Raw genomic sequence first — 25,809 nt, 5'->3', positions numbered from 1 at the left:
CTCCGTGCTGACCAACCCCGTGTACGCCACTCTGACCGGCCCGCACGCCACCTTCGCCGAAACCCGCGGCAACGCCCGCCGCTACCCGACCGCGGCCGCGCCGTTCCTCGGCCTGCCCGACAACCCGACCGACCAGGACTGGGCCGACGCCGCCACCCTCCTCGGCCCCGGCACCACCGCGGCCCTGATGCGGCCCGACTTCCCGCTGCCGGAGATCTTCAAGCTGGACCGCCAGTTTGACCTCGTCCAGTTCGTCGCCCCCGAGTCGCTGGCCGCCGAGGACCCCGAGACGGTCGTCCTCGGTCCCGACGACGTACCCGAAATGCTCGCCTTGGTCGCCCTGACGGACCCCGGCCCGTTCCGCTCCCGCGCGATCGAACTCGGCACCTACCTCGGCATCCGTCGCAACGACGAGCTGATCGCCATGGCCGGCACCCGCTTCAACCTCCCCGACCACACCGAGATCAGCGCCGTCTGCACCCACCCGTCGTACCAGGGCCAGGGCCTGGCCACCCGCCTGATCCGAGCCGTAGCCGCCGACATCACTTCAACCGGCCGCCAGCCCTTCCTCCACACCGGCGGCACCAACACCCCCGCCATCCGCCTCTACGAATCCCTCGGCTTCACCCTCACCAACCAAATGAAGGTGACAATCGTCGAGCCGGCATGACGGACCTACGCACCCGGCTCGCCCATGTCTACTGGCTGGGCGGCGGCACTGGCGGCGGCAAGTCGACCATCGCTCGCCACCTGGCCGACCGGTTCGGGCTGAGGCTCTACGACACCGACCGCGCGATGGGCGATCACAGCGCGCGCAGCAGTCCCCGCGAAACGCCGTACCTGCAGGACTTTCTCGGGTGCCGGAGTTGTTCGGCTTGAGTCCCGCGGGCGTACCGAAGAACGGGTAGTAGTCGGCTCGCACGAGGACTTGAAGGGTGTTCAGGCGGGAGCCGGGCAGGATGAGCCGACTACTACCCGTTCTTCGGTACGGAACCCGCGGTCTGTCGGTCCACCCGACGGGCAGGGCGGGCAGCGGGGGTTGGGACAGCTTGTGGTGGCCCGGGACATGGAATTTCCTGTCTCGGGCCACCACGTCCTGTCTCGGCTGCCGGCAAGCCAGTTCGTACAGCGTCTTCTGGTGGGGGAGGATGCGGCCGATGATCCCAGTAGGCCAGCGTCCCGTTGATCAAGATCACGTGGTTGTTGGACTCGGGGTCCAGGTGTCGATCAGGAGGGCGTGATGATCGGGCGGCTGCGGGAGATCGAGTACCTGCGGCTGTTCGTACGTGAGGCCGCGGTCTCTGGCGGGGCGCTGCTGCTGTCCGGCGACGCCGGGGTGGGCAAGACGACCCTGCTGGACGCCGCGGCCGACTACGCTCGGGCGTCCGGGGGCCAGGTCTTGAGGACAACAGGTACCGAGCTCGAGGAGCAGATCAGCTACGCCGCTCTGAACCAGGCGTTGTACCCGCTGCTGGACGACCTCGAGGAGCTCGGGACGGCTCAGCGCGACGCACTGCAGGTGGCGCTCGGGTTCGGTGACGGACCGCCCCCGGACAGGCTGCTGGTCTCCAACGCCGCTGCTGTTCTCCTCCGGCGGGCGGCAGCACGCGCGCCCCTGGTGCTGATCGTCGACGACGTGCCCTGGATCGACCGAGCCAGCGCAGGGGTTCTGAGTTTCGTCGCGAGGAGGCTCGCCGGCAGCCGAGCCGGACTGCTGGTGGCCGCGCGCAGCGGCGAGGACCGGGGGTACTTCGACCGGACCGGGCTGCCGGAGTTCGGGCTGGAGCCCTTGGACGACGAAGCGGCCGGCCGCCTCCTGTCCGACCGGTTCCCCGACCTCGACGCGGTCGTCCGGACCCGGCTGCTCCAGACCGCGCAAGGCAACCCGCTGGCTTTGCTCGAACTTCCGCGGGCGCTGAGCCAGACGCAGCGCACCGGTGCGGAGCCACTGCCCGCGGTGCTGCCTCTTGGCCGGCATTTGCAGAGGTACTTTACGTCGCGCGTGGCGAAGCTGCCCGCCGCGACCAGGACCTTCCTGCTCACGGCCGCTTTGGAAGGCACCGGCGAGCTCGGGGTCCTGGAGGAGGCCGGCGTTGGTGTGTACCGGATCGACGACCTGGCACCGGCGGAGCAGGACCGGTTGGTGCAGGTGAGTTCGCGTCGCGTCGTGTTTCGCCACCCCCTGATCCGATCTGCGGTCGTCGACGCCACGAGTGCCGCCGAGCGCCGCCGGGCCCATCGTGCGCTCGCCGCAGCTCTCGTCGATCGGCCCGACCGCAGGGCGTGGCACCTCGGCGAGGCGACGGCGGGAGCCGACGAGCAGGTTGCCGGCGTCTTGGAAGACGCGGCCCTCCGCCTGTTGCCGCGAGGCGACTACCAGTCCGTGGTGAGCCTCCTCGCGCGCGCCGCCGATCTCAGCCCCAGCCCCGTGGAGCGCGGTCGCCGGCTGGCCGCGGCGGCGTACATCGGGGCAGAGAGCACGGGCGAGATGACGAGTACGGCGGAACTGCTCGAAGGCAGCCGGCGCGCCGGCGGTCAGGCGAGCACATCCTTGTCCTACGCGTCCGCCGCGGCCTTCGTGATGCTGAACGGGGATGGACAGGTCGACACCGCGCACCGGCTCCTTGTGAGTGCCCTCGACAGCAGTCCGCAGCATGGGAACGCCGACGACCGGGAGGTCGTCCGGGCGCTCTGGACACTCGCACTGGTGTGCTTCGTGAGTGGCCGGCGGGAGTTGTGGGAGCAGTTGTACGCCGCGATCGCGAGGCTCTCCGACGGACCGCCGCCGCTGCTCTCGCTCACGCTGGACATGTTTGCCGACCCGGCACGCACGGGAGTGGCCGCGCTGCCTCGTCTCCGCGGCGCGCTGCGGTCCGTGCACCACGAGACCGACCCGAACATCGTGGACGACCTCGCCGGTGCGGCGATGTACGCCGACCGCCTCGTCGAGGTTCGCGAGGCCTTGTGGCGGGCCGTCCGGAGCGGTCGCGACGGCGGCCCGGCCCGACGGCACCTGGTTGCACTGATGGACATCTGTGTCGACGACTTCCACCGCGGCCAGTGGGACGAGGCCGCCGAACTCGCGGCCGAGGGACTGTCGGTGACCGAGGAACGGACCGGCCGCTTCTTCGGCTGGTATTTCCGTTATCACCAGGCGCTGCTCGCCGCGGTCCAGGGCAGATTCGAGACCAGTCGGACGCTCGCCCAGGAGATGATCGGCTGGGCCGGACCCAGAGGTGTGGGCACCGCGCGGATCTACGCGCACCACGCGCTCGTGCTGGCCGATCTCGGCGCGGGCGACTTCGAGAGTGCCTACCGCCACGCAACCGCGGTCAGCCCGGCCGGCACCCTGGCGTCGCATGTTCCGCACGCGCTCTGGATCGCGATGGACCTGGTCGAGGCCGCCGTACGCACCGACAGGCGGACCGAGGCGCAAGGCCACGTCCACGCGCTACGCGAGGCGAAGATCAGCAAGCTCTCTCCCAGACTGGCGATCCTGGTGGCGGGATCCGCGGCCATGACCGCAGGTGAGGATGACGCGAGCGCACTGTTCGAGAAAGCGCTCAGCCTGCCCACGGTCGAGCAGTGGCCGTTCGACGTCGCCCGCGTACGTCTCGCGTACGGTGAGCACCTGCGCCGCGCTCGGGCGCTGACCGAAGCCAAGATCCAACTGCGGACGGCCGTCGCCGCATTCGGGACGCTCGGCGCCGATCCCTGGACCCAACGGGCCGAGCGCGAGCTACGCGCTGCCGGTCTCGCACCGACCCGGGCGGCGCCGAGCATCTCCGAGCTGACTCCCCAGGAGCTCCAGATCGCCAAGCTCGCTGCCTCCGGGCTGACGAACAAGGAGATCGCGACGCTGCTCTACCTGTCGCCGCGCACGGTTGGTGGACACCTCTACCGGATCTTCCCCAAGCTGGGCATCACGACCCGAGTTGCCCTCCGTGACGCACTCGGCGGGGACGACTAGAGCGGCTTCTGGTAGGCGATGGCTCGGGCGACGATGTGGTAGTTGAGTTGTTCGTTGATGGCGATCATGTGGGCGTTGGACTCGGCGTTCCAGGTGTCGAGCTGAGTGACGGCGGGCTCCTGCTCGCGCAGCCACAGGAGCATGTCGCACTTGACCAGGGCGCCGAGGCGGTGGCCCCGGTGCTTGCGGTCGACGGCGGTGTCGTGCTGCTCGGCGATGTGCGGTCGCTCCTGCTCGACCGCGACGACCGAGTGCCCGGCCAGCTCGCCGGTCGAACGCTCCCGCGCGATCACCCGATAGACCGTCCGGTCGTGGGCGATCTGAGCAGCTTCGTACGCGCGCAGACGCTCCGGCGTGAAGACGTCGTCCTCGACGTCCAGGTCGTCCTTCGGCGCATCGTTGATCGATTCGGTCAGTGCGACCATGCCGTCCAGCAGTTCCTCGGGCACCGGCCCGATCACCCGGAGCAGCTCGTACGCCGTCGATGCCTGCACCGCCTCGTCGTACAGGCGCTGTACGACGGACCAGTCGAGGCCGGCGATGTCCTGCCGCCGGTTGACCTCGATCGCCTTCTGCTCGAACCCGTGCCGCAGTGTGAACGCGTTCGCCTTCGGCAGGTCCCAGTTGTCCGTGCCGACGGAGGTCCGGCCCAGTTCGCGGGCCAACCGCTCGCCGTACGCGACCAGCTCCGAGCCGATCCCGCGCCCCCGGTGATCCGGATGCACCTGGACCTCGAGCCACGCCAGATGTGTGTTGTCGTACGTCGGGGTGTGCAGGCCGAGGAGTCCGACGGTCACGCCGTCGTCGTCGCGGGCCAGATAGGCCTGGCCGGGGTCGCCGTCCCAGCCGTACTTCAGATGGGCGGCGTAGCTGCGCGGTGTCGGCAGCAACCACTCTGGGCAGTCCAGCTTCGCCGCCGCGGTCAGCAGGGCTACGGCTTCCGCGCACCCGGCCTCGTCGTCGGGTGACAGTCTCGTGATCTCCACGCTTTCAGCGTCTATCAGCCAGGCGGTTACCGCGAGTGGTTTATTCGCCGTCGAGAAGTTCCACCGCCGCCGCGTAGATCAGCTCGGCATAGGCATTCCGTAGGCGTGGTCAACGGTCATCGAGAACATCAGCCGTTTGTCCGCCACCATGACCGCGCGGTACTCGTCCCAGTCCGGGTGCTCACCCGACGCGGTCCGGTAGTAATCCACAAGATCCTCGACGACCGCGTCGTGCGGGTCGGCGGCGACCGGGCTGAGCTCGGCCTTCCCTTCCAGTACGACGTACGAGCGGCCGCGCGGGTCACCGACGTACAGGCTGGCTCGCGGATCGCGGCGCAGGTTCTTCGTCTTGGCCCGGTCGTCGGTGAGTGAGACCCGGATCCGGGTGCCGTCGTAAACATAGGTGACGTTCGACAGTTGGGGTCGTCCGTCCCGCTTGATCGTGACCAGGACGCCGAGCCCGTGGCTGCCGATCCGATCGCTGAGGGAATCAGTCATGATTGAAGCTTAAATCCCTCATCCACAGTCCTTCAGGTGCCGACAGGCAAGACGCCGGCCACGACCGTGGCGAGGCCCGCCCGCAGCGGCGATCACCCTCTGTGTCTCGACGATCGAGACCCCGGGTTCGACGGGGTAGCCGGGTTGTGCATAGACTCCCTGGCATCATGCGGCACCAGCTTCTCCTCCTTCGCTGCCGCGGCGAGGCCTGACAAGGCCGGTTCCCTCGCCGCGGAGTCTCGTCGTACGCCGGTCGTCCCTCACGACACCCGCAGTACACCCTCCCGAGGAGAACCCCCGTGGCACCCAAGAACCAGCCCAAGCCTGTCCAGCAGTCCTCCGGCATGCCGATCCAGCGCTACCGCGCGTTCCCGCCGATCGACCTGCCGGACCGCACCTGGCCCACCAAATCCGTCGACCGGACCCCGCGCTGGCTGTCCACCGATCTCCGCGACGGTAACCAGGCGCTGGTCGAACCGATGTCGCCGGCCCGCAAGCGGCGGATGTTCGATCTGCTGGTGTCGATGGGCTACAAGGAGATCGAGGTCGGCTTCCCGAGCGCCAGCCAGTACGACTTCGACTTCGTCCGCAGCCTGATCGAGGACGACGTCATCCCCGACGACGTGACGATCTCGGTGCTGACCCAGGCCCGCGACGAGCTGATCGAGCGGACCGTGCAGTCGCTGCAGGGCTCGCCGAAGGCCACCATCCACCTCTATAACGCGACCGCGCCGCTGTTCCGCCGGGTCGTCTTCAGTGTGGACAAGGCCGAGTGCCGCACCATCGCGGTCCGCGGCACCGAGACCGTGATGAAGTACGCCGACGAGATCCTGGGCGACTGCGAGTTCGGCTACCAGTACAGCCCGGAGATCTTCACCGGCACCGAGCTGGAGTTCGCGCTGGAGGTGTGCGAGGCGGTCACCGACGTCTGGCAGCCCGCCGAGGGCCGGGAGATCATCCTGAACCTGCCGGCCACCGTCGAGATGTCCACCCCGAACGTGTACGCCGACCAGATCGAGTGGTTCGGCCGCAACCTGACCCGGCGCGAGCACAGCACGATCAGCCTGCACCCGCACAACGACCGCGGGACGGCGGTGGCCGCCACCGAGCTGGCCCTGATGGCCGGCGCGGACCGGGTCGAGGGCTGCCTGTTCGGCCACGGTGAGCGGACGGGCAACGTGGACTTGGTCACGCTGGGGATGAACCTGTTCAGCCAGGGCATCGACCCGCAGATCGACTTCTCCGACATCGACGAGATCCGCCGCACGGTCGAGTACTGCACGCAGATGCGCGTTCCCGAGCGGCAGCCGTACGCCGGTGACCTGGTCTACACCGCATTCTCCGGATCGCACCAGGACGCGATCAAGAAGGGCCTGGAGGCGCTGGACAAGCAGGCGGCGGCCGAGGGCAGGCCGGTCGGCGAGATCACCTGGGAGGCGCCGTACCTGCCGATCGACCCGAAGGACGTCGGCCGGTCGTACGAGGCGGTCATCCGGGTCAACTCGCAGTCCGGCAAGGGCGGCGTCGCGTACATCATGAAGTCCGAGCACCGGCTCGACCTACCGCGCCGGCTGCAGATCGAGTTCAGCCGGGTGATCCAGCAGCACACCGACTCCGAGGGCGGCGAGGTCGGCCCGCAGCAGATGTGGGACATCTTCGCGGCCGAGTACCTGGCCCCGGGCAAGCTGTCACTGCTCACGGTCAACTCGACATCCGGCGAGGGCCAGGGCGATCAGCTGCGCGTTCAGGTCTATTCCAATGGCGTTCCGCACGAGTTGGCCGGCGAAGGCAACGGCCCCGTCTCGGCTTTCGTCGACGCTATCAAGCCGCTCAAGTACGACATCCGCGTACTCGACTATCACGAGCACGCGCTGTCCGCGGGCGGCGACGCGCTGGCCGCGGCGTACGTCGAGTGCGAGGTCGGCGACGAGGTCTTCTGGGGTGTCGGACGGGACGCCAACATCCTGACCGCGTCGCTCAAGGCGGTCGTGTCCGCTATCAACCGCGCCACTCGCTGAGCAGTCAGATATCGCCCGTCTCCCCGTGTCGGAGGCGGGCGAATCCAGCACTCCCCGATACCGTTGCGTCACGGTTCGCAACGTTGTCTCAACGTTGCCTCAAGACGTTGACTCGATGACTGGGGTTGCGCACACTGTCGTCACTATGCGCAGATCCTTGCAAGACAGCATTACTAAGTCTTGTGGTCTGAGGGTCTGCGCCACCGACTTTCCCTGGCAGTCGCGTGGAGGTGAGCAGTGAGCGGTGCGGTCGAGACACCCGCGTCGAAACTGATCGAAGGTCCGGCCGAAGAACCGAGACCGACAGTCGTTCGACGCTTCACAAGTGCCTGGCTGGTCCGAAGATTCGCCAAGGCGATCTTGACCATCTTTCTGGTCACGACGGGGACGTTCTTCCTGGTCCGGCTGCTGCCGGGGAACCCGGTCGACACCTTCATCTCGACCCAGATCGCGCAGACCGGTGTCTCCTACGCCGATGCCGCCGCGCAGGCGCAGAGCCTGTTCTCGCTCGATCCGGACCAGCCGCTGGTCCAGCAGTACCTCCAGTACATGGTCAACATGGTGCACGGTGACTTCGGGAACTCGTTGCTGTCACCCGGCACCACAGTGGCCGAGGTCATCAAGACCTACCTGCCCTGGACGCTGTTCTCCGTCGGCATCGCCACGACCCTCGCCTTCATCATCGGCATCGCGTCCGGGATGGTGATGGCCTACCGCCGGGAGAGCTGGATCGATCACCTGCTGACCTCGGTCGGGGCGCTGCTGCACGCGATCCCGAACTACATCCTCGCGATCCTGATCGTGGTCTTCCTCGGCGTGAAGCTGCAGCTCTTCGACCTGACCAAGGCCCGCGGCTCGTTCTCGCCCGGCGTGGAGCCGTCGTTCAGCCTGAGCTTCCTGAACGACGCGCTGTACCACGCGACGCTGCCGATCCTCGCCTACACACTGACCACGGTCGGGTCCTGGGCGCTGGTGATGAAGTCCTCGACGGTGGAGACCCTGGGCGAGGATTATGTGACCGTTGCCCGGGCCCGCGGCCTGACCGACGGGCGCATCCGCACCGGGTACGTCGGCCGCAACGCCGTACTGCCGTTGTTCAGCGCGCTCGCCGTGTCGCTCGGATTCGTCGTCGGCGGCGCGATCTTCGTCGAGAAGATCTTCGGCTACCAGGGCATCGGCTACAGCCTCTTCACCGCGCTCAACGGCCGCGACTACCCGGTCCTGCAGGGGATCTTCCTCGTCCTCACCATCTCGGTGGTGCTGGCCAACCTGGTCGCCGACATCCTCTACAGCCGGCTGGATCCGCGGATCCGCGTCGGCGGCAAGGCGAAGGGGTGACGAGATGTCCGACATGACTGACACAGTGATCGGCGATACCGACACCGCGATCGGTACGACGAGCATCGGGAAATTCTCCAGCATCCTCAAGGGGCTGCGGCGGAGCCCGGCCGGTTTCATCGGCTTCGTGATCGTGGCGCTGCTGGTGCTGATCACCGCGATCGGGCCGTTCTTCACCCCGGACGTAGTGCCCGACGTGAAGTCGATCATGCTGCCCGCGGGTTCGCCCGGGCACCTGCTCGGCACCGACAACGAGGGCAAAGATGTGCTGATCCAGATGATCGACGGCGGCCGGGCCGTCATCTTCATCGGATTCCTCGCCGCGGCGATCTCGACAGTCATCGCGATCGTCCTCGGGTCGCTGGCCGCCTACCTCGGCGGGTGGGTGGACTCGGTGGTGGTCACCGCCGCCGACGTCGCGCTCACCATCCCGACGATCGTCCTGCTCGCGGTGCTCGGTGCGATGTTCAAGCTCGACTCGCCGCTCCTGCTCGCGATCCTGGTCGGCGGCCTGGCGTGGCCGGTGCTGACTCGGGCGGTGCGGTCGCTGGTGCTCTCACTGAAGGAACGTGAGTTCGTCGAGGCGGCCCGGCTGCTCGACCTCGGCACGATCCGGGTGATCTTCGTCGAGATCCTGCCGAACATGGCCAGCTTCATCCTGATGAACTTCATGATCGCCGTCACCAACGCGATCTATGCGCTGGTCGGCCTCTACCTGCTGGGTCTGGCGCCGTTGACCGGATCGAACTGGGGCATCATGCTCAACCGCGCCTGGATCGCCGGCGCCATCTTCAACGACGCGAGCCTGGCGTTCATCCTGGCCCCGATCGTGGCGATCGTCCTCCTGCTGCTCGGATTGGTGATGATGACGAGATCGCTCGAAGAAATCCTCAACCCGCGTCTCCGGGACCAGTGAGCATGGTGACCAGCACAGCGGGAGCGACCCGCGCGGTGCGTGGCGGCCAGGGCAAGCCACTGCTGTCCATCCGCGACTTCAAGGTCGAGTACCGGACCGGGGCCGGCGCCACGGTGCAGGCCGTCCGGGGCGTCGACCTGGATCTCTACCCCGGCGAAAGCCTCGCGCTGGTGGGGGAGAGTGGCTGTGGCAAGACGACCTTCGGGCTCGGTCTGCTGCGGTTGCTGCCCCGGCTCGGCCACGCCTCCGGAACAGTGACGTTCAACCGCGGCGACGGCGCCGAGATCGACATCCTCGGTCTCGACGGCCGCGACCTGCGGCAGTTCCGCTGGCGGGACGCGGCGATGGTCTTCCAGGGCGCGATGAACGCCTTCAACCCGTTGCTGAAGATCCGCGGGCACATGCACGACACGATGCGGGCCCACACCAAGGCCGGCAAGCAGGAGATCGAGGACCGGGCCGGGGAGTTGCTGCGACTGGTCCGGCTCGAACCGGCCCGGGTGATGGACAGCTACCCGCACGAACTGTCCGGCGGCATGCGGCAGCGGGTGCTGATCGCGATGAGCCTGCTGCTCGAGCCGGAGGTCCTGATCCTGGACGAGCCGACCACGGCCCTGGACATCCTCACGCAGCGTTCGATCGTCGACGTACTGCACGAGGTCCGGGAGCGGCTCGGCTTCTCGATGATCTTCATCTCGCACGACCTGTCGCTGGCCGCGGAGCTCGCCGACCGGGTCGCCACCATGTACGCCGGTCGCATCGTCGAGACCGGTGGCGTCCGGGACCTGTTCTACCAGCCACGGCATCCGTACACGCTCGCCCTGATCAACGCCGTGCCGCCGATCGTCGGCGACCTGCCGGATCTCGAGTCGATCCCGGGTGGCCCGCCGAGTCTGGCCGCGTTGCCGCGGGGCTGCACGTTCCATCCGCGCTGCAAGTTCGCCACCGAGGAGTGCAAGGCGGAAGACCCGCCGCTGCTTGCGGTGATCGACCAGCCGGGCGACGCACACGAGGTCGCCTGCATCCATTCCAGTGAGGTGCACCTCGACCGAAAGGTGCGCAGCGACGACTTGGAGACGCCCGCATGACCGCGACGGAGACGGCCCCGACGGCCGCGGCCGAGGGACGTAAGCCGCTGATGACGCTCGCGGGGGTCAGCCAGGTGTTCGACACCAAGGCCGGCCCGATCCGGGCGGTCGATCACGTCAACCTGTCCGTGAATCCCGGTGAGGTGCTCTGCCTGGTCGGCGAGAGCGGCTCCGGCAAGACCACGGCCGCGCGGATGGCGGCTGGTCTGGCCCGGCCGACCGATGGGCAGGTGGTCTTCGACGGCACCGACATCTGGTCGATGAAGCGGCAGGACTTCGGTACCTTCCGGCGGAGCGTCCAGTACGTCCACCAGGACCCGTACGCCTCGCTGAACCCGACCCGCAGCATTCAGCAGACGCTGACCGCGCCGCTGCTCAAGCACGGGGTGGTCAAAGGCTCGAAGGCCGCCGCCGCGCGCGCCGCCGAGCTGCTGACGAAGGTCGACCTGACGCCACCGGAGAACTTCCTGCAGAAGTACCCGCACCAGCTGTCCGGCGGCCAGCGGCAGCGGGCGTCGGTCGCCCGGGCCCTGACGCTGGACCCGAAGCTCATCATCGCCGACGAGTCGACCTCGATGCTCGACGTCTCGATCCGGATCAGCGTGCTGGCGATGCTCGGCCGGCTGCGCGACGACCTCGGCGTCGGATTCCTGTTCATCACCCACGACCTGGCGATCGCGAAGTACTTCGGCTGGAACGGGAAGACCGCGGTGATGTACCTGGGCCGGATCGTCGAGTTCGGACCGACCCAGCAGATCATCAACGCGCCCACGCATCCCTACACCCGGGCGCTGATCGACGCGATCCCCGAGCCCGATCCCGACCTGACCAAGACCAAGGGCGCCGGATCGCTGCGCAGCCTGGAGATTCCGAGCCTCGCTCACCTGCCGGCCGGGTGTGCCTTCCATCCGCGCTGCGGCCGGTTCGAGGGCGGCCTGTGTGACGGCGACGTGCCCGGTCTGGTCCAAGTACGTTCTGGTCAGTCGGCCGCGTGCCACGTGGTGGCCCGCGACGGCGCCGACCGGATCCGGCCGGATGAACCGGCCGGCTGATGCCGCCCGAGATCGGCCGAGTGGCTCTCGGCTGGGCGGCGTTCCTGGTCCTGGCCAGCGTGGTTCTGCTCTTCACGCTGACGCCGGGGACACCGGAATTCGTGATCACCCTGTTCACCTTGTGTTTGGGCCTGCTCTTGGGCCTGATCGTCGTCGCCGGGGTCGTCCTGACCAGGCGCCGGGAGAAACGCGAGGACGGTTAGTAACACCAGTAGTAGTGCCTGACCACGCGGGCGTGCGGTCAGTTCAGGAAAGGACGAAGGATGAGTCCCACCGGCACCAACGAATCCGGCGCTAGCGACCGGACCAACGCGGTCTCTCGCCGGCACGTGCTCCAGCTGTTCGGCATCGCCGGTGTCGGCGTCGCCGGCATCGGGTCGCTGGAGGCGTGTTCACCGAGCTCTCCGACCGCGGAGAGCAGCAAGTCGGGTGGCAACAAGGAGTTCCACGGCGCGTACCCCTACCAACTGCCACCCAAGGGTCACTTCAACCTGGCCGCCGGCGTCACTGACGGCATCCAGCAGCAGAGCCCGTACCTCGACCTGATCTACCCCAGCGGCGGCCTGTACTACTGGGCCGACAAGAAGTGGGAATACATGATGGCCGAGTCCAGCAAGCTGGACGAGACGGCCAACACCTACACGATGAAGCTCCGGTCCGGCCTGACCTGGAGCGACGGCTCGCCGATCACGGCCAAGGACGTCGTGTCGACGTTCAACCTGCACTGGCTGATGCGCCAGCAGTCGTGGACGTTCCTGTCCGACGTCAAGGCACAGGACGACACCACTGTCCTGTTCACTATCGGCACGCCGTCGACGGTGCTCGAGCGCTACATTCTCCGGGCGCCGATCCTGCCGGACTCCGTCTACGGTCAGTGGGCCACCAAGGCCGAGACGATGCGCAAGGCCAAGACCAGCCTGGACAGCCCCGAGGGCAAGGCGCTGAACGGCGACTTCCAGAAGTTCCGCCCGGAGAACCCGGTCGTGTCGGGCCCGTTCAACTACGACACGAAGACCATGACCAACTCCCAGATGAGCCTGGTCAAGAACGACAAGGGCCTGTTCGCCGACAAGATCGGCTTCAGCAAGGTCCTGCTGTACAACGGTGAGACCTCGGACATCACCCCGACGGTGATGAACAAGGACGTCGACTACGCCACCCACGGCTTCGCGGTGGCCAGCGAGAAGACCTTCCTGTCCACCGGCTTCCGGATCCTCCGTCCGCCGGTGTACTCGGGTCCGGCCTTGGTGTACAACTTCACCACCCACCCGGAGTTCTCCGACGTCCGCGTGCGGCAGGCGATCGCCTACATCATCGACCGCAACGAGAACGGCACCGTCGCGCTCGGCGACTCCGGCAAGGCCTGCAAGTTCATGGCCGGTTTCTCCGACATCGCCGTACCGGACTGGATCTCCGACGAGGACCAGAAGAAGCTGCAGGCCTACGAGAAGGACGAGGCCAAGGCCACCCAGCTGCTGCAGGCGGCGGGCTGGAAGAAGGCCGGCGACAAGTGGCAGCTGCCGTCGGGTAAGCCCGCGGCGTACGACATCAAGTTCCCGACCGAGTTCGCCGACTGGAACCCGGCCGCCACCAACGCGGCCGACCAGCTGAACAAGTTCGGGTTCAACATCACCAAGCGGGGCATCACCTTCACCCAGCTGAACCCCGATGTGCTGGCCGGCAAGTTCGACATGGCGATCCAGAGCTGGGGCGCGTCGTCGCACCCGCACCCGTACTTCTCGTTCGTCCAGGACCTGTACACGTTCAACTACGTGACTGCGGCGAACTCCGGCGGCAAGGGAATGAACTTCCCGCTCAAGCAGACGACATCCGCGGGTCCGATCGACCTGCAGGCCGTCGTCGACAAGTCCGCCCAGGGCCTGAACGTCGACGAGCAGAAGAAGAACGTGACCGCCGCGGCGCTGGCGTTCAACGAGCTGCTCCCGATCATGCCGCTCTGGGAGCGTTACGGTAACAACCCGGCGCTGGAGGGCACCCGAGTCGCCAAGTTCCCGGCGGACGACGACCCGATCCTGAAGAACGCGCCGTACGCGGACAACTTCGTGATCATGTACATGTACCAGGGCAAGGTCGCGCCGGTCTGAGATATCCACTGGCGGACTGACCCGATTGTTTGGTTGGGTCGGCCGGGTGATCAGCGTTCGCGAGATCGACCCGGCCGACCTGGCCCTGTTCGACGAGTGGTACGACGCGCTCCGGGCCGGTGCGGTCGCGGGCCGGACGGCCGCGCTCGTGGTCGGCCGGGAGGCGCTCGGGTACTCCCTGCGCAACCCGGGGCCGTTGAAGCAGCGGCTCGCGGTCGGTGCGTTCGAGGACGATCGCGTGCTCGGCGCGATGCTGTTCGAGTACCGGTTGACCGACAACCTGGACACGGTCGAGGTCGAGATCGACGTACCTCCGCAGCATCGGCGGCGGGGGATCGGTACGGCGCTGTGGCAGTGGGCGGTGACCCGGGCGGCCCAGCTCGGGCGGACCATCTTCCAGACCGAGCTCGGCGTGCCGTCGGAGCCGTGGCCTGGTGCCGAGTTCGCCGCCCGGCTCGGTTTCACGGTCGAGCACATCGAGGAACAACTCGTCGTACCGCTGCCGTACGACGCGCTCCGGCTGGACGAATTGCTGCTCGAGGCGGGTCCGCTGGGCGAGTACCAGCTGACGTCGTGGGCGGGCGTGTGCCCGCCGGAACACCAGCAGGCGTACGCCGATCTGCACACGGCGATGGATCACAACGTACCGACGGGCGGCATGACGCGGGAGGTCGTGCCGTGGACGGTCGAGAAGCTGCAGGCGAGTGAGCAGCGGATCGACCGCAACTATCTCGCGCTCGTGACGATGGCGCACACGCTGTCCGGGGAGCCGGCCGGGTACACGCTGCTGTACCTGCCGCGCGCCGACGCCGAGCACGCACAGCAGGACGACACGCTCGTGCTCCGGGAGCATCGCGGGCACAAGCTGGGCACGCACCTGAAGCTGGCCAACCTCGTCCAGCTGGACAAGCACCGGACCACGCAGCGCTTCCTGCACACGTGGACGGCGCTGTCGAACGCGCCGATGCGCAAGGTCAACGCCCGCTTCGGCTTCCGTGCGGTCGAGGAGCACCGTGAGCTGGAGCTGACCTACCCGCGCTTACGGCCGGCCGCCCGTGGCGTCGTCCTCGATCACGACGACCGCATCCTCCTGGTCCGCTTCGAGTTCGACTCCGGCCCGCTCTGGGCGACTCCCGGCGGCGGTATCGAGGACGGCGAGTCGGCGGTCGAGGGTCTGCGCCGCGAGCTCGTCGAGGAGATCGGCCTGGACTGTCCCGACGACCCACCGCAGCTCTGGCACCAGGAGGTCGTTGCCGAGGGCCACGCTCCCGGGTACGACGGCGTCATCAACGACTACTTCCTGGTCCGCACCGAGTCCTTCACCGTCGGTGGCACGCTCACCGAGGCCGAGCTCCAGGCGGAGAACCTGTACGGCCACCGCTGGTGGACCCTCGACGAACTCCGGTCCCACGAAGGCCGCTTCGCCCCTCGGGATCTCCCCGAGCTGGTCCGGGTTCTGTTGGAGACCGGCCCACCGACCACGCCGACCCGACTGGGGCTGTGAGAAGTGCGTGTGGAGGTTGTGGGAGGTGTGTGAGGAACGGTGAACGGAGCCGGGCCGGCGATCTAACTTCGACGTGTGAAGCCTCGACATAGCCTTGACTGGTTTGTCCCTGTTCATTCGACCGGTGCCGCCGCGGCACTGCAGACCGGGCGTTTGCCCGATGGTCGCCGGGTCGGCATCGCGTTCACCACTCTCGCGCAGTTGCGGGCGGCAACCGGTCCGCGCCAGGAGTGGATGCGCCTCACCGAGGCCGCCCTGCGCGAGACGCTGGCTCAGCTCGGCGTCACCAGGATCCAGCTCGACCCGGTCCTGGTCGGTCCCGATGTCAGCAGCCGTCCGTCAGAGGCGCCGTACCCAGGTCAGCCGGCCTTCGTCCATTAAGGCGTGCCCGTCGGCGCTGTCCGCGACGTTGGGGTCGTGGGTGGCGATGACGACGGCGGCGCCCCGGTCGGCCTCGGCCCGGAGTAGCTCGAGGACGCGCTCGCGGTTGGTGCTGTCGAGTTCGCTGGTGGACTCGTCGGCCAGGATCACCCGGCCCTGCTGGGCGATGCCGCGAGCGACCGCGACCCGTTGCTGTTCACCACCGGACAGCTCCTCGACCAGGTGGTCGCCGCTCTCCTCGAGGCCGACCTGGGTGAGTGCTTGCTCGATCGCCCGATCGAGTTCCTCCAGTGCCTCGTCGTCGGCCGGCCTGCGGTCCGCGAGCAGCGGCATCGACAGGTTCTCCCGCGCGGTCAGGACGCGCGCCAGCCCGTTGCCCTGCGGGATGAGTACGACGCCGTGCGCGGCGGCCGACGGCCGGTCGGTGATCACCAGCCCGTCGACCTCGACCTGACCGGATTTCACCGGCACCGCGCCGGCGATTGCCCAGAGCAACGAACTCTTGCCGGCGCCGGACGGCCCGCTGATCGCGAGCACGAAGCCCGGCGGGACCCGGAACGACACGTCGGACACCGCGACGAGCTCGCCGTAGCTGACGGTCACCTGGTCGACCTCGATCATCGCGTTCCCTCCTGGTCCACCGGGGTGAGCCGGATCTCGCCGTCTTCGGTGGTGACCTGCACGAGCGTCCCGGCCGGCAGCAGTTCGGCGACGTGGGGTGGCAGGGGCAACGACCCGTCCGTCGCGACCACGGCGTACTCCTCGCCGGAGCGTCCTTCCGAGGCGATGCGTCCGTCCCGGATGGTGATCGTCCGCGGCAGTGTCGCCGCTACCTCGGGGTCGTGGGTGATCAGCAGCACCGTCATCCCGGTCTCCGCGTTGATCGTCCGGATCGCCGCGAGGACCTCGTCGCGTGCCTGGTGATCGAGCTGACTGGTCGGCTCGTCGGCCAGCAACAGTCCTGGGTACGTCGCGATGCCCACGGCCACCGCACACAGCTGGACCTGACCCGGCGTCAGCGAGGACAAGGGCGAGGTGCCGTGTTCGCGAAGCCCCACGAGCTCTAGTACGGCCTCCGGTGGCGGGAGGTCGCGGTCGCGCGATGCGGCTCCTTGTGCGTAGCGCACGTTGTCCACCGGCGTCAGGTAGGGGATGAGGTTGCGCCCGGCACCCTGCAGCACGATGCCGACGTCACCGGCCCGCATCCGGTCGAGCTCGGCCTCGGTCATCGTGGCCACGTTGTGCTCACCGATCTGCAACCGGCCCGCGCTCGGGGTCAGCAGACCGCCACACAACTGCAGTAGCGTCGACTTTCCCGCGCCAGATGGTCCGAGCAGCCCGACCAGTTCACCTGGACGCACAGTGATCCCGATGCCGGACAACGCGGCGACGTCGTGCCCGTGTGCACGGTAGATATGCACGAGTCCCGTCGTACTGATCGCCAGGCCGGTCATAGGGCTTCCTCCCGGATGCGGGCGAAGCCGGCGCGCCTGTTGACCCCGGTGCCCAGTAACAGGGTCGCGACCGCGAGTACCGCCGTACCTGCGAGCCAGAGCAGGACTGCGACCGGCCAGTTGGTGCTGAGCTCCAGCGGTATCGGCCCACCGGTGTCAGCGAACAGTGGTATCAGCGGCAACGCGATCTGTGCCCCGACCACACCACACACTGATCCCAGTAGCACCGCCAGCGCCACCGGACCGGTCTGCTCCCACCGCGCCGCCCTACCGGTGGTGTTGGCCGGTACGCCGGTGATCCGCAGGCTCGCGTTGTCCTGGGCCCGCGATCGCCACGATGTCACCACGGTGAGCAGCAGTACGACGATCGCCAGCGCCCAGCCCGCGATCCCGACCACTGGTGTCAGTTGCAATGCCAGTGCACTCGCCGATCGCCCGTACGACGCGATCCGATCGGCCCTGCGGTCCACGACCTCGGCCGTGTACCCAGCCTTGGTGAGCTGGTCGATGATCGTGTCGGCCTTCGCCAGCCCGTCGGCGTTGAGCCAGAGCTCGAACTCGGTCGACGCTTCGTCCACGGTCCCGGCCAGGCGCCGTACCGTCTCCAGATCGACGACTGCGGTGCGGAGCGGGAAACGGTTGACCGGACCGCCCAGCCGGTCGAGCTTGGCCAGCGGTATCGGGGTGCCGTCGAGCGCGGGGCTCGTGGCAGAGGCGTCGTACCGGTAGTCCGGCGTCACCAGGGCGGGCGTCACCTGAGGCACGGTCGCGTACTGCAGGTACTGGTCGCCGCCCAGGTTCGTCACCGCCAGGGTGAGTGCTCCGCCGCCTGCCGCTTTGATGGAGTCCTGACTGGACTCGAGTTGCTTGATCGGCTGCCAGTCGTCGGGGTCGCCGAGTGGGATCGACGGGTGGTCGTCGCTGGACAGTTTGCCGAGCTGGATGGCGCCGCGGATCCCGGCCTGGTCGTTCAGGTCGCGGGTCACGCCGAGCCGGAGCAGTTGGCAGCCGTCCGTGCAGTCGACCTTGGCCTGTAGCTCGGTCTGCCGTCCCGGGACCAGCGGCAGCCGCGGGAAGGTGATGTCGGTCCGGTCGCCATTGCGCAGGCTGACGAGGTTCGCCACCAGGAGGACGGACTTCGCGGCCGGCTGAGTCGCCGGCTCCTCGCCGTTCGTGGTCTTCGCCTGCACCGGCGTCATCGGGCCGGGCGAGGCGGTGATGGTCAGCTGGGTACTGCGGAACTCGATCGGCGCGACGCTCGGTGCCGCGAGCCTGCCGAACCCCTCGGCGTCGGTGAGCTGGTCGCCGCGGTACGCGATCCGCCGGAAGCTGTCCGGTTCGATCATCATCGTCTGCAGCGCGTCGGGCGACGGCGGACGGGCCACGACGACCGGTGTGAACCACTGCCGGTCCGGGTCGATCCGGTTGATCGCCTGGGTGAAGGCGCCGAGGTTTCCGGCGTTCACCCGCAGCACACCCTCGGCGCCGGTCTCGTAGCCGGCGCGGGACTGCCGGTTGTGTTCGCCGACCGACGCGGCCTGACCGGCGAACGAGACCAGCCCGGCCGCTACCGCGACCGCCGCGACGATGCGGGTGACAGCTGGTCGGCGCGAGACTTGCAAAGCTCCGAGTGCCAGACCCAGACGTCCCCGACGCAAGGCCCGCCGGCTGATGAATCCCGCGAGCGGCAGGAGTAGGTGGGCAAACGTCAGCCCGACCGCGAGCGCCAGCAGGGCGGGCGCGAGAACGGGCAACGGCCCTCGGCCCGAACCGGTCAGCGCCGAGACGAGTCCCGCGACGGCGAGCACGATGATCGCCAGGTCGACCATGCCGAGCGTCCTGCCGCGCCGGTGTGGCGCCACTCGCCGCAGCAGCGCGGAGATCTGCTGCCGTACGACGCCGCGGACCTGGAGCACCGCGACGCAGAGAGCAACCACCGCGACCGCCAGCAGCGCGACGGGCACCGTCCACGGCAGCTCGATGGGGGAGCCTCGGTGCAGCCAGGTCGCCCGGACGATCAGCAGGAGGGCGAAGCCGACCGGCGCACCGGCGAGCGTTCCGGCCAGCACCGGCACGCCCAGCTCAACGGACAACGACCGGCCGGTACGGCGTGCAGTGGATCCGCGCAGGCGGGCGACCGCGATCTCGGGCCGGCGCTGGTCGACCACCACGGCGAGGGCCAAGGCGAGGACGACCAGTCCGAACAGAGCGACCTGGACCATCACGAGCGGGATGATCGTCGCGGCCTGCTGACGCTCGTTGCGGATCCGGTCGATCACCCCGATCAGCCCGGAGGTGTTGTCGGCGCCGAGTGCGGTGGCTTGGCTCTTCACGGCGGTCGATGCCGCCTCCAGCCGGTCCAGGTCGTCGAGCCTCGCCACCCCGGGGGCCGGCCGGGTGTCCACCGTCGTGTGCTGATTCCAGATGTCGGGCGTGAACGTCGTACGGTCGGTCAGCAGATAGTCGGTCTGGCCCGGCGCCTTGTCTCCCGGCGGCTTGGAATGACCGATCGGCGGCCGGCCGAACCAGTAGTCCGCGCCGACGTCCTTCGGGCGGTACAACCCGACCACGGTGAGCGTGCCGCCACCGGCGTACGTGTCCGGTACGACGTTGACCTTCGCGCCGACCTGGACACCCCAGGTCGCCTGGTCAACCGTCGAGGCGATCACCTCGTTCGGTCCGTGCGGGCACCGGCCGGCGACCACGACGATCTGGTCGCAGTACCCCTCGCGCCACAGCAGCCGGCTGACGATCGACGGGTCCGCGTCGCGCCAGACGACGTCGCTGTGAATGCCGAGCACGGGCTTGGTGAAGAGAGGCTCGAGCTCGGCCGGTACCAGCTTGCTCAGGTCCTCGGGTCGGGACTGGGTGCCGGCGGAACTCCGGGTCGGGCTCGTCTCGAGCTGCCACGCGGCCGACAGGCGCTGCCCGGTCAGGGTCTCGGTCATCACGGTCTGCTCGACGGCGCGGGCGAACCACGGCCCGAACACCGCGCAGGTCCCGATCAGCAGACTGATACCGGCCAGCACCAGCGCCTGGGACCACCGGTACCGCAGCGCCCGTCGTAGGAACATCTGTTCAGCCACCCCCAGCGTCTCGCCCGCCCGCCCGAAGATACGGAACCGGCCGATGGCTGTACCGGGCCGGGCCGAAATGTCACAGAGTTGTTGTCCAGACAGCAATCCGGATCACGGACGGTGACCGCCCGGAGGGGGTTGCCCGGTGCAACGAGTGACGGCGGTAGGTTCGGGGCATGCGTGAATCCCAACTCGGCGATCTGACCGTTTCCTGCCTCGGCCTCGGCTGCATGGGGATGTCCCAGTCGTACGGCGTGACCTCGGACGAGGCCGAATCCGTCGCCACCCTGCACGCGGCGATCGACGCGGGCTGCACCTTCTTCGACACCGCCGACGTGTACGGCGCCGGCGAGAACGAGGAACTCGTCGGCCGCGCCCTGGCCGGCCGTCGCGACGAGGTGGTGCTCGCCACCAAGTTCGGCTTCAAGAAGCCGCCCCCCGGCATCGACCTGCCGAACACGGTCGACGGTTCGCCGGAGTACGCCGTACAGGCCCTGGACGCCTCGTTGCGCCGGCTGGGCGTGGACCACGTCGACCTCTGGTACCTGCACCGGCGCGACCCCCAGGTGCCGATCGAGGAGACGGTCGGTGCGATGGCTTCGCAGGTCCAGGCCGGGAAGGTGCGGTACCTGGGGCTGTCCGAGGTGAACGGAGACACGGTCCGGGCCGCGCACGCGGTGCACCCGATCAGCGCCGTCCAGAGTGAGTGGTCGTTGTGGACGCGCGACCCGGAGACCGTCGTACTGCCGACACTGCGGGAGCTCGGGATCGGGTTCGTGCCGTTCAGCCCGCTCGGGCGCGGGTTCCTGACCGGGCAGCTCAAGTCGCCGGAGGACTTCGAGCCGGACGACATGCGACGCGGGCTGCCGCGGTTCCAGGGGGAGAACTTCCAGCGCAACCTCGACCTGGTGGCTCAGGTGCGGTCGTTGGCGGCTTCGAAGGGTGTCACGCCCGGGCAGCTGGCGCTCGCCTGGCTGCTTGCTCAGGGCAACGATGTGGTGCCGATCCCGGGGACGAAGCGGCGCAAGTACCTGGCCGAGAATCTCGGTGCGGTCGACGTCACGCTGACGGCTTCCGAGCTGGCCGCGCTCGACCAGGCGTTCCCGGCGGAGGCGGTGTCCGGGCAGCGGTACACCGACGGTGGAATGGACCTGGTGGGGAAGTGATCGGGGTCACCGCTGCGACCGGCGGCCTCGGGTCCCGGATCGCGCGGCGGCTGGCGTCTGGCGGCCTGCCGCAGCGATTGATCGTCCGGGATCCCGGACGGGCTCCGTCGCTGCCCTCGGCGCAGGTGGCGCAGGCTGCGTACGGCGAGCATGCCGCGCTGCTGAACGCGCTCGACGGGGTCGACACCTTGATGTTGCTCAGTGCAACGGAATCGGCGGATCGGGTTGCGTTGCACAAGGCAACGGTCGATGCGGCGGTGGCGGCGGGAGTCGGGCGGATCGTCTACACGTCGTTCGCCGGGGCGGCGCCGGGGGCGACGTTCACGTTCGCGCGGGACCATTGGCATACGGAGCAGCACATCCGGTCGACGGGTGTCGACTTCACGTTCCTGCGGGACAACTTGTATATCGACTTCGTGCCTGGGTTCGCGGGCGAGGACGGGGTGATTCGCGGTCCGGCCGGAGACGGGCGGACGGCCGCGGTCGCGCGGGATGACGTGGCGGCAGTGGCGGCCCGGGTGCTGGTGGACTCGGGGCACTCCGGGGCGACGTACGACCTGACCGGCCCGGCCGCGTTCACGCTGGCCGAGGCGGCCGCCGTACTCACGGAGGCGTGGGGGCGGAAGGTCCGCTACGAGCCCGAGACGCTGGACGAGGCGTACCGCTCCCGCGAGTGCTTCGGCGCTCCGGCGTGGGAGGTCGCCGGGTGGGTCACGTCGTACGCCGCGATCGCGAGCGGCGAGCTCAGCCACCTCTCGACGGCCGTCGAGGACATCACCGGTGCTCGGCCGATCAGCCTCGAGGAGTATGTCGGTCGCGGGTGAGAGACTGGCCGCGTGCCGCTCTACCGGGATGAGGCGATCGTGCTGCGCACCCAGAAGCTGGGTGAGGCGGACCGGATCGCCACGCTGCTGACGCGCGGGCGCGGCAAGGTCCGCGCAGTCGCCAAGGGAGTCCGCCGTACGTCGTCCCGGTTCGGCGCGCGGCTCGAGCCGTTCAGCCACGTCGACCTGCAACTCGCCACCGGCCGCACCCTCGACGTCGTCACCCAGGCCGAGTCGATCGCGGCGTACGGCGAGGGGATCGTCGGCGACTACGCGCGGTACACCACCGGCACGGTCCTCCTGGAGACCGCCGACCGCCTCGTCGTCGAGGAGAAGGAACCCGCCACCCAACAGCACCTGCTACTGGCCGGCGCCCTCCGCGTCCTGTCCACCGGCGAACGCGAACCAGGCCTGGTCCTCGATTCCTTCCTGCTCCGCTCCCTGGCGATCTCCGGCTACGCCCCGTCCTTCGGCGACTGCGCCCGCTGCGGCGAACCAGGCCCCCACCGAGCCTTCAACCCCGCCGCCGGCGGCATGGTCTGCTCCTCCTGCCGCCCCCCGGCCTCAGCGATGCCCGCCCCAGCCACCGTCACCCACCTGGCCGCCCTCCTCACCGGCGACTGGCCCACCGCCCTCCAAGCCGACCCCCGAACCCGCCGAGAAGCCACCAGCCTCACCGCCGCCTTCTTCACCTACCACCAAGACCACCAACTCCGCTCCCTCCCCCACCTAGACCTCACGTCAGGCGGTGCCTGACAGACGGCCCTACACGTCGTGAAGGGCCGGTTTGCGGGCGGCGTTGACGCGGGCGTTCAGGGCGAGGACGTCGGCCAGCCGGACCCAGTCGACGTACGCCGACGCCCGGAACGGATCGGCGCCCTCGGCAACATGAGCCCGCAGATCGTCCCGAGCCATCCCGATCGCATCAGCAGCCCGTCGATCGGCACCTCACGGCGCAACGGCGTGACCTTCCCCCTATCGCCCATCACGTGCCGATCCGCCGCAACACCACCGGCGGAATCTCCTCCCTCACCCCGGTCAGCTCCACGACCGCCCCACCCGGCGACCACCGTCCTCATCCGCCGTCTGCCCCTCATCGGCGAGCCTCCCTTGGCCCTAGACAGCCTCGATCACCCCTGAGCTGCAGGAAGGTGCAACCTGTGGATAACCCGCGCTCCACGAACCGCCGGTATGGCAGAGTTGCACACTCAGTAACCAGCCCTCGACGCGGAGGAACCCATGCCCACCCGAGCCGCCGCGGCTGCTGTCATTACCCTGACCGCTACCCTCCTCGCGGCCTGTAGCTCCGCCCCCTCCGCCACTCCAGCACCTTTCACACCGTCGACGATGACGAAATCGCCGTCGTCAACACCCACGGACACAGCTGAGACCCAGGCCGTGGCCGCGGCGTCGACCGCATACCGGCAGTTTGTCGCGGCGACCGATGCCGCCTATGCCAGCGGTGGTGTGAATGTCTCTGAGCTGAAGACGTACGCCAGTGGCGTGATGCTCGCGGCCGAACTCAACCAAGCAGAGACCTTCAAAGGCAAGAGGTGGCACAGCGTCGGCCGTCAACAGGTCGTGTGGGTCAAGGCGCTGACCATCGGCAAACAGGATGCCGGCGGCGAGATCAACGACCTGACGCTCCAAGCATGCGTCGACTCCTCCAAAGCCACCGCTGTCGATGCAAGCGGCAAGAGCGTCAAGGCTCCTGGGACGCCTACCCAATCCATCGACGAGATGCGGATGCGTCGTACTCAAGGTGCTTGGAAGGCGGACTACCCGCAGAGCAGGAAGGCTGGGACATGTTGATTCGTCGGCTCCTCGTCGCGTCCGCTGCCTTCTGCATCCTCAGTGCTTCGACTGCAACAGCTGCGGTTCTGGACCCTCCGCAGACCGAGGAACCAGACTGTGTCATCAATCGGGTGACTGGTCAGTGCGAGCTGACCGTGGGCGATGACGGCCGCCCACCTTCGACTTCGCGAAAGACGACGCCCGGGGGGAAGAAGACTGGTGGAGCTGGGTGCGTCTTCAAGGGGCAAACAGTGCCGTGTCGGACGGCGGACGGGTTCTTTGATGCGGCTTCGGGGTGTTATCTGACGCCGCAGGACGCGCCGACCTCGTTGGTGAACTCGAACTTGGCCAGTGGTTATCCGGCGGGGACGAAGTTTTATCGGTGCTGGGTGATCCTCGGGGTCGTTGAGGGCCGGCCGCAGGGTATTGAGAGGTTCGAGTCGGTCATCCGCGAACCGGGGCAGACCCAGACCATCGATCCGCGGGTTGCGGCGCAGCAGGTGGTGAAGACGATGGACTTCGTGGCGCCGCAGCTCGGGGTGTCGCCGTACGTTCAGAGCGCTACGCACGAAGGGATCGTCAACGTACCGGTCTGGATGTGGGTGACAGATCTGGGCACGACGACGACCGGCCCGCAGACCAAGCGGGCTGCCGTCGAGGGTGTCGCGATCGAGGCGACCGGCACGGTAGATCGGATCGAGTGGTCGATGGGTGGCGGTGAAACTGTTACCTGTAAGGGGGCTGGCACTCCGTTCAGCCGCGCGATGGCTGAGGGGAAGTCGCTGAAGGAGATCCCGGCGTCACCGACCTCTGGTACAAGTATCGGAGGACGTCGCGCTGTGAGAAGTCCGGCGCCCACCAGGTCACCGCGACCGCGTACTGGAACGTCCACTGGACCGGTGGCGGCATGGAAGGCGACATTCCCTTCGACTTCAGCCGCTCGATTCCTCTGCGCGTGACGGATCTCCGGCCGGTGCTGGTCGACCCCGAGGCCGGTCCGGCGACTCAGCAACCCGAGCCTCGCCCCTGCGCCTAGCCTTCGGCGAACCCGCGCTTGGGGTGCTGCGCACGAGTCGATCAGCGCGGACATGGTGCGGGGTCACGCTTGTACCGATTGAGCATGTCCCTGCCGCCAGGCGAGTCGGCTGCGTCACGACGGTTGCTCGTCGTCGGGATCGTCACCCATCAGCTCGTCGAGCACCGCACGCCGGTTCCGGCGCCGCTCCTTGTCCCACTGGATGACATCAGCGAGCCGCACCCAGTCGACATACTCCGTCGACCGGAACGGAACCGCGCCTTCGGCAACATACTTCCGCAGATCGTCCCGCCCGATCGCGATCGCCTCCGCCGCCTCGTCGATCGGCAGCTCGGCTCGCAACGGAACGATCTTCACAGCCCGCCCGGCCCGCATGGCCTCGAGCACATGCCGAACCGCGCGATACGCCGCGAGCGGCATCTCCTCCCGCGTGCCGTCAGGCCCGACCACAGCAGGCCCACCGGGCGAGACCTGACGTTCGTCAGCATCCAGCAGGTAGATCCGCGCATCCGTCGTAGGTCCTGGCATTTCCCGGAGTCTAGTCAGGGCCGACGGACCGCCCCCCGAAGCTGCACGTCCCCCGGGCGTGGCGACACCAATCC

General features: G+C 68.4%; 23 protein-coding genes. 16 read left to right on the top strand and 7 right to left on the bottom strand.

The features are described from left to right. Positions 1–4 precede the first annotated feature (4 nt). From ACXC9Q_RS26395 to ACXC9Q_RS26385, 3 genes are all read left to right on the top strand, one after another. A complete protein-coding gene (locus ACXC9Q_RS26395; RefSeq protein WP_457059336.1) occupies positions 5–670 on the top strand; it encodes a GNAT family N-acetyltransferase in 666 nt (221 codons plus the stop codon). After that, entirely contained in the window at positions 667–879 is a 213-nt protein-coding gene (locus ACXC9Q_RS26390) for a shikimate kinase (protein ID WP_457059335.1), read from the top strand. The genes ACXC9Q_RS26395 and ACXC9Q_RS26390 overlap by 4 nt, the downstream gene beginning before the upstream one ends. A 361-nt stretch (positions 880–1,240) precedes the next feature. After that, positions 1,241–3,970: an AAA family ATPase gene (locus tag ACXC9Q_RS26385; RefSeq protein ID WP_457059334.1), complete on the top strand. Its 2,730-nt coding sequence runs from the start codon at positions 1,241–1,243 to the stop codon at positions 3,968–3,970. Here ACXC9Q_RS26385 and ACXC9Q_RS26380 read toward each other — a convergent pair. Further along, entirely contained in the window at positions 3,967–4,956 is a 990-nt protein-coding gene (locus ACXC9Q_RS26380) for a GNAT family N-acetyltransferase (protein ID WP_457059333.1), read from the bottom strand. The two genes, ACXC9Q_RS26385 and ACXC9Q_RS26380, sit on opposite strands and share 4 nt — an antisense overlap. 78 nt (positions 4,957–5,034) lie before the next feature. Further along, on the bottom strand, positions 5,035–5,454 hold the full coding sequence (locus ACXC9Q_RS26375; RefSeq protein ID WP_457059332.1) for a PPOX class F420-dependent oxidoreductase: 420 nt from the start codon (positions 5,452–5,454) through the stop codon (positions 5,035–5,037). Positions 5,455–5,798: 344 nt separating this feature from the next. On the opposite strand from ACXC9Q_RS26375, the gene leuA reads away from it, so the two are divergent. From leuA to ACXC9Q_RS26330, 9 genes are all read left to right on the top strand, one after another. Further along, complete coding sequence (gene leuA, locus ACXC9Q_RS26370; RefSeq protein WP_457059353.1) at positions 5,799–7,472, top strand: 2-isopropylmalate synthase; 1,674 nt, start codon at positions 5,799–5,801, stop codon at positions 7,470–7,472. 360 nt (positions 7,473–7,832) lie between these two features. Continuing rightward, positions 7,833–8,810, top strand: coding sequence for an ABC transporter permease (locus ACXC9Q_RS26365; protein ID WP_457059331.1), 978 nt, complete (start codon positions 7,833–7,835; stop codon positions 8,808–8,810). Between the two features lie 13 nt (positions 8,811–8,823). After that, positions 8,824–9,726, top strand: a complete 903-nt coding sequence (locus tag ACXC9Q_RS26360) for an ABC transporter permease (RefSeq protein ID WP_457059330.1) — start codon at positions 8,824–8,826, stop codon at positions 9,724–9,726. Positions 9,727–9,728: 2 nt separating this feature from the next. After that, a complete protein-coding gene (locus ACXC9Q_RS26355; RefSeq protein ID WP_457059329.1) occupies positions 9,729–10,814 on the top strand; it encodes an ABC transporter ATP-binding protein in 1,086 nt (361 codons plus the stop codon). Further along, complete coding sequence (locus tag ACXC9Q_RS26350; protein WP_457059328.1) at positions 10,811–11,866, top strand: ABC transporter ATP-binding protein; 1,056 nt, start codon at positions 10,811–10,813, stop codon at positions 11,864–11,866. Before ACXC9Q_RS26355 ends, ACXC9Q_RS26350 begins: the two co-directional genes overlap by 4 nt. After that, the gene (locus ACXC9Q_RS26345) at positions 11,866–12,069 is read left to right on the top strand and encodes a hypothetical protein (RefSeq protein ID WP_328522306.1); all 204 of its coding nucleotides are present in this window, start codon (positions 11,866–11,868) and stop codon (positions 12,067–12,069) included. The genes ACXC9Q_RS26350 and ACXC9Q_RS26345 overlap by 1 nt, the downstream gene beginning before the upstream one ends. A gap of 60 nt (positions 12,070–12,129) precedes the next feature. Further along, positions 12,130–13,971 (top strand): ABC transporter substrate-binding protein, encoded by a 1,842-nt coding sequence (locus ACXC9Q_RS26340; protein WP_457059327.1) that lies wholly within the window; start codon positions 12,130–12,132, stop codon positions 13,969–13,971. 46 nt (positions 13,972–14,017) lie between these two features. Continuing rightward, positions 14,018–15,475 carry a GNAT family N-acetyltransferase gene (locus tag ACXC9Q_RS26335; protein WP_457059326.1) on the top strand — a complete coding sequence of 486 codons (1,458 nt, stop codon included), beginning with the start codon at positions 14,018–14,020 and terminating at the stop codon, positions 15,473–15,475. A 75-nt stretch (positions 15,476–15,550) separates the two neighbouring features. Then, a complete protein-coding gene (locus tag ACXC9Q_RS26330) occupies positions 15,551–15,856 on the top strand; it encodes an SAV_915 family protein (RefSeq protein ID WP_457059325.1) in 306 nt (101 codons plus the stop codon). Here the strand turns inward: ACXC9Q_RS26330 and ACXC9Q_RS26325 are convergent. From ACXC9Q_RS26325 to ACXC9Q_RS26315, 3 genes are read right to left on the bottom strand one after another with little or no spacing between them, the layout of a single operon-like run. Then, positions 15,815–16,477 carry an ABC transporter ATP-binding protein gene (locus ACXC9Q_RS26325; protein WP_457059324.1) on the bottom strand — a complete coding sequence of 221 codons (663 nt, stop codon included), beginning with the start codon at positions 16,475–16,477 and terminating at the stop codon, positions 15,815–15,817. The genes ACXC9Q_RS26330 and ACXC9Q_RS26325 overlap by 42 nt on opposite strands. Beyond that, complete coding sequence (locus ACXC9Q_RS26320) at positions 16,474–17,310, bottom strand: ABC transporter ATP-binding protein (protein ID WP_457059323.1); 837 nt, start codon at positions 17,308–17,310, stop codon at positions 16,474–16,476. Before ACXC9Q_RS26320 ends, ACXC9Q_RS26325 begins: the two co-directional genes overlap by 4 nt. Beyond that, on the bottom strand, positions 17,307–20,384 hold the full coding sequence (locus ACXC9Q_RS26315) for an FtsX-like permease family protein (RefSeq protein ID WP_457059322.1): 3,078 nt from the start codon (positions 20,382–20,384) through the stop codon (positions 17,307–17,309). The genes ACXC9Q_RS26320 and ACXC9Q_RS26315 overlap by 4 nt, the downstream gene beginning before the upstream one ends. 179 nt (positions 20,385–20,563) lie before the next feature. Between ACXC9Q_RS26315 and ACXC9Q_RS26310 the strand changes: the two genes are divergently transcribed. From ACXC9Q_RS26310 to recO, 3 genes are read left to right on the top strand one after another with little or no spacing between them, the layout of a single operon-like run. After that, positions 20,564–21,553, top strand: a complete 990-nt coding sequence (locus ACXC9Q_RS26310; RefSeq protein WP_457059321.1) for an aldo/keto reductase — start codon at positions 20,564–20,566, stop codon at positions 21,551–21,553. Continuing rightward, positions 21,550–22,377: an SDR family oxidoreductase gene (locus ACXC9Q_RS26305; RefSeq protein ID WP_457059320.1), complete on the top strand. Its 828-nt coding sequence runs from the start codon at positions 21,550–21,552 to the stop codon at positions 22,375–22,377. The genes ACXC9Q_RS26310 and ACXC9Q_RS26305 overlap by 4 nt, the downstream gene beginning before the upstream one ends. Before the next feature lie 12 nt (positions 22,378–22,389). Then, complete coding sequence (recO, locus tag ACXC9Q_RS26300; RefSeq protein ID WP_457059319.1) at positions 22,390–23,133, top strand: DNA repair protein RecO; 744 nt, start codon at positions 22,390–22,392, stop codon at positions 23,131–23,133. Positions 23,134–23,142: 9 nt separating this feature from the next. Here recO and ACXC9Q_RS26295 read toward each other — a convergent pair whose 3' ends face one another. Continuing rightward, positions 23,143–23,292, bottom strand: a complete 150-nt coding sequence (locus ACXC9Q_RS26295; protein WP_457059318.1) for a hypothetical protein — start codon at positions 23,290–23,292, stop codon at positions 23,143–23,145. A 432-nt stretch (positions 23,293–23,724) separates the two neighbouring features. On the opposite strand from ACXC9Q_RS26295, the gene ACXC9Q_RS26290 reads away from it, so the two are divergent. Beyond that, a complete protein-coding gene (locus ACXC9Q_RS26290) occupies positions 23,725–24,189 on the top strand; it encodes a hypothetical protein (RefSeq protein WP_457059317.1) in 465 nt (154 codons plus the stop codon). Between the two features lie 1,132 nt (positions 24,190–25,321). On the opposite strand, the gene ACXC9Q_RS26285 is transcribed toward ACXC9Q_RS26290, so the two are convergent. Further along, on the bottom strand, positions 25,322–25,735 hold the full coding sequence (locus tag ACXC9Q_RS26285) for a hypothetical protein (RefSeq protein ID WP_457059316.1): 414 nt from the start codon (positions 25,733–25,735) through the stop codon (positions 25,322–25,324). Between the last annotated feature and the right edge of the window lie 74 nt (positions 25,736–25,809).

This window comes from Kribbella sp. CWNU-51, assembly GCF_054073265.1.
Note: the sequence above shows the minus strand (reverse complement) of the source record. Positions and strands in the feature narration are given on the sequence as shown.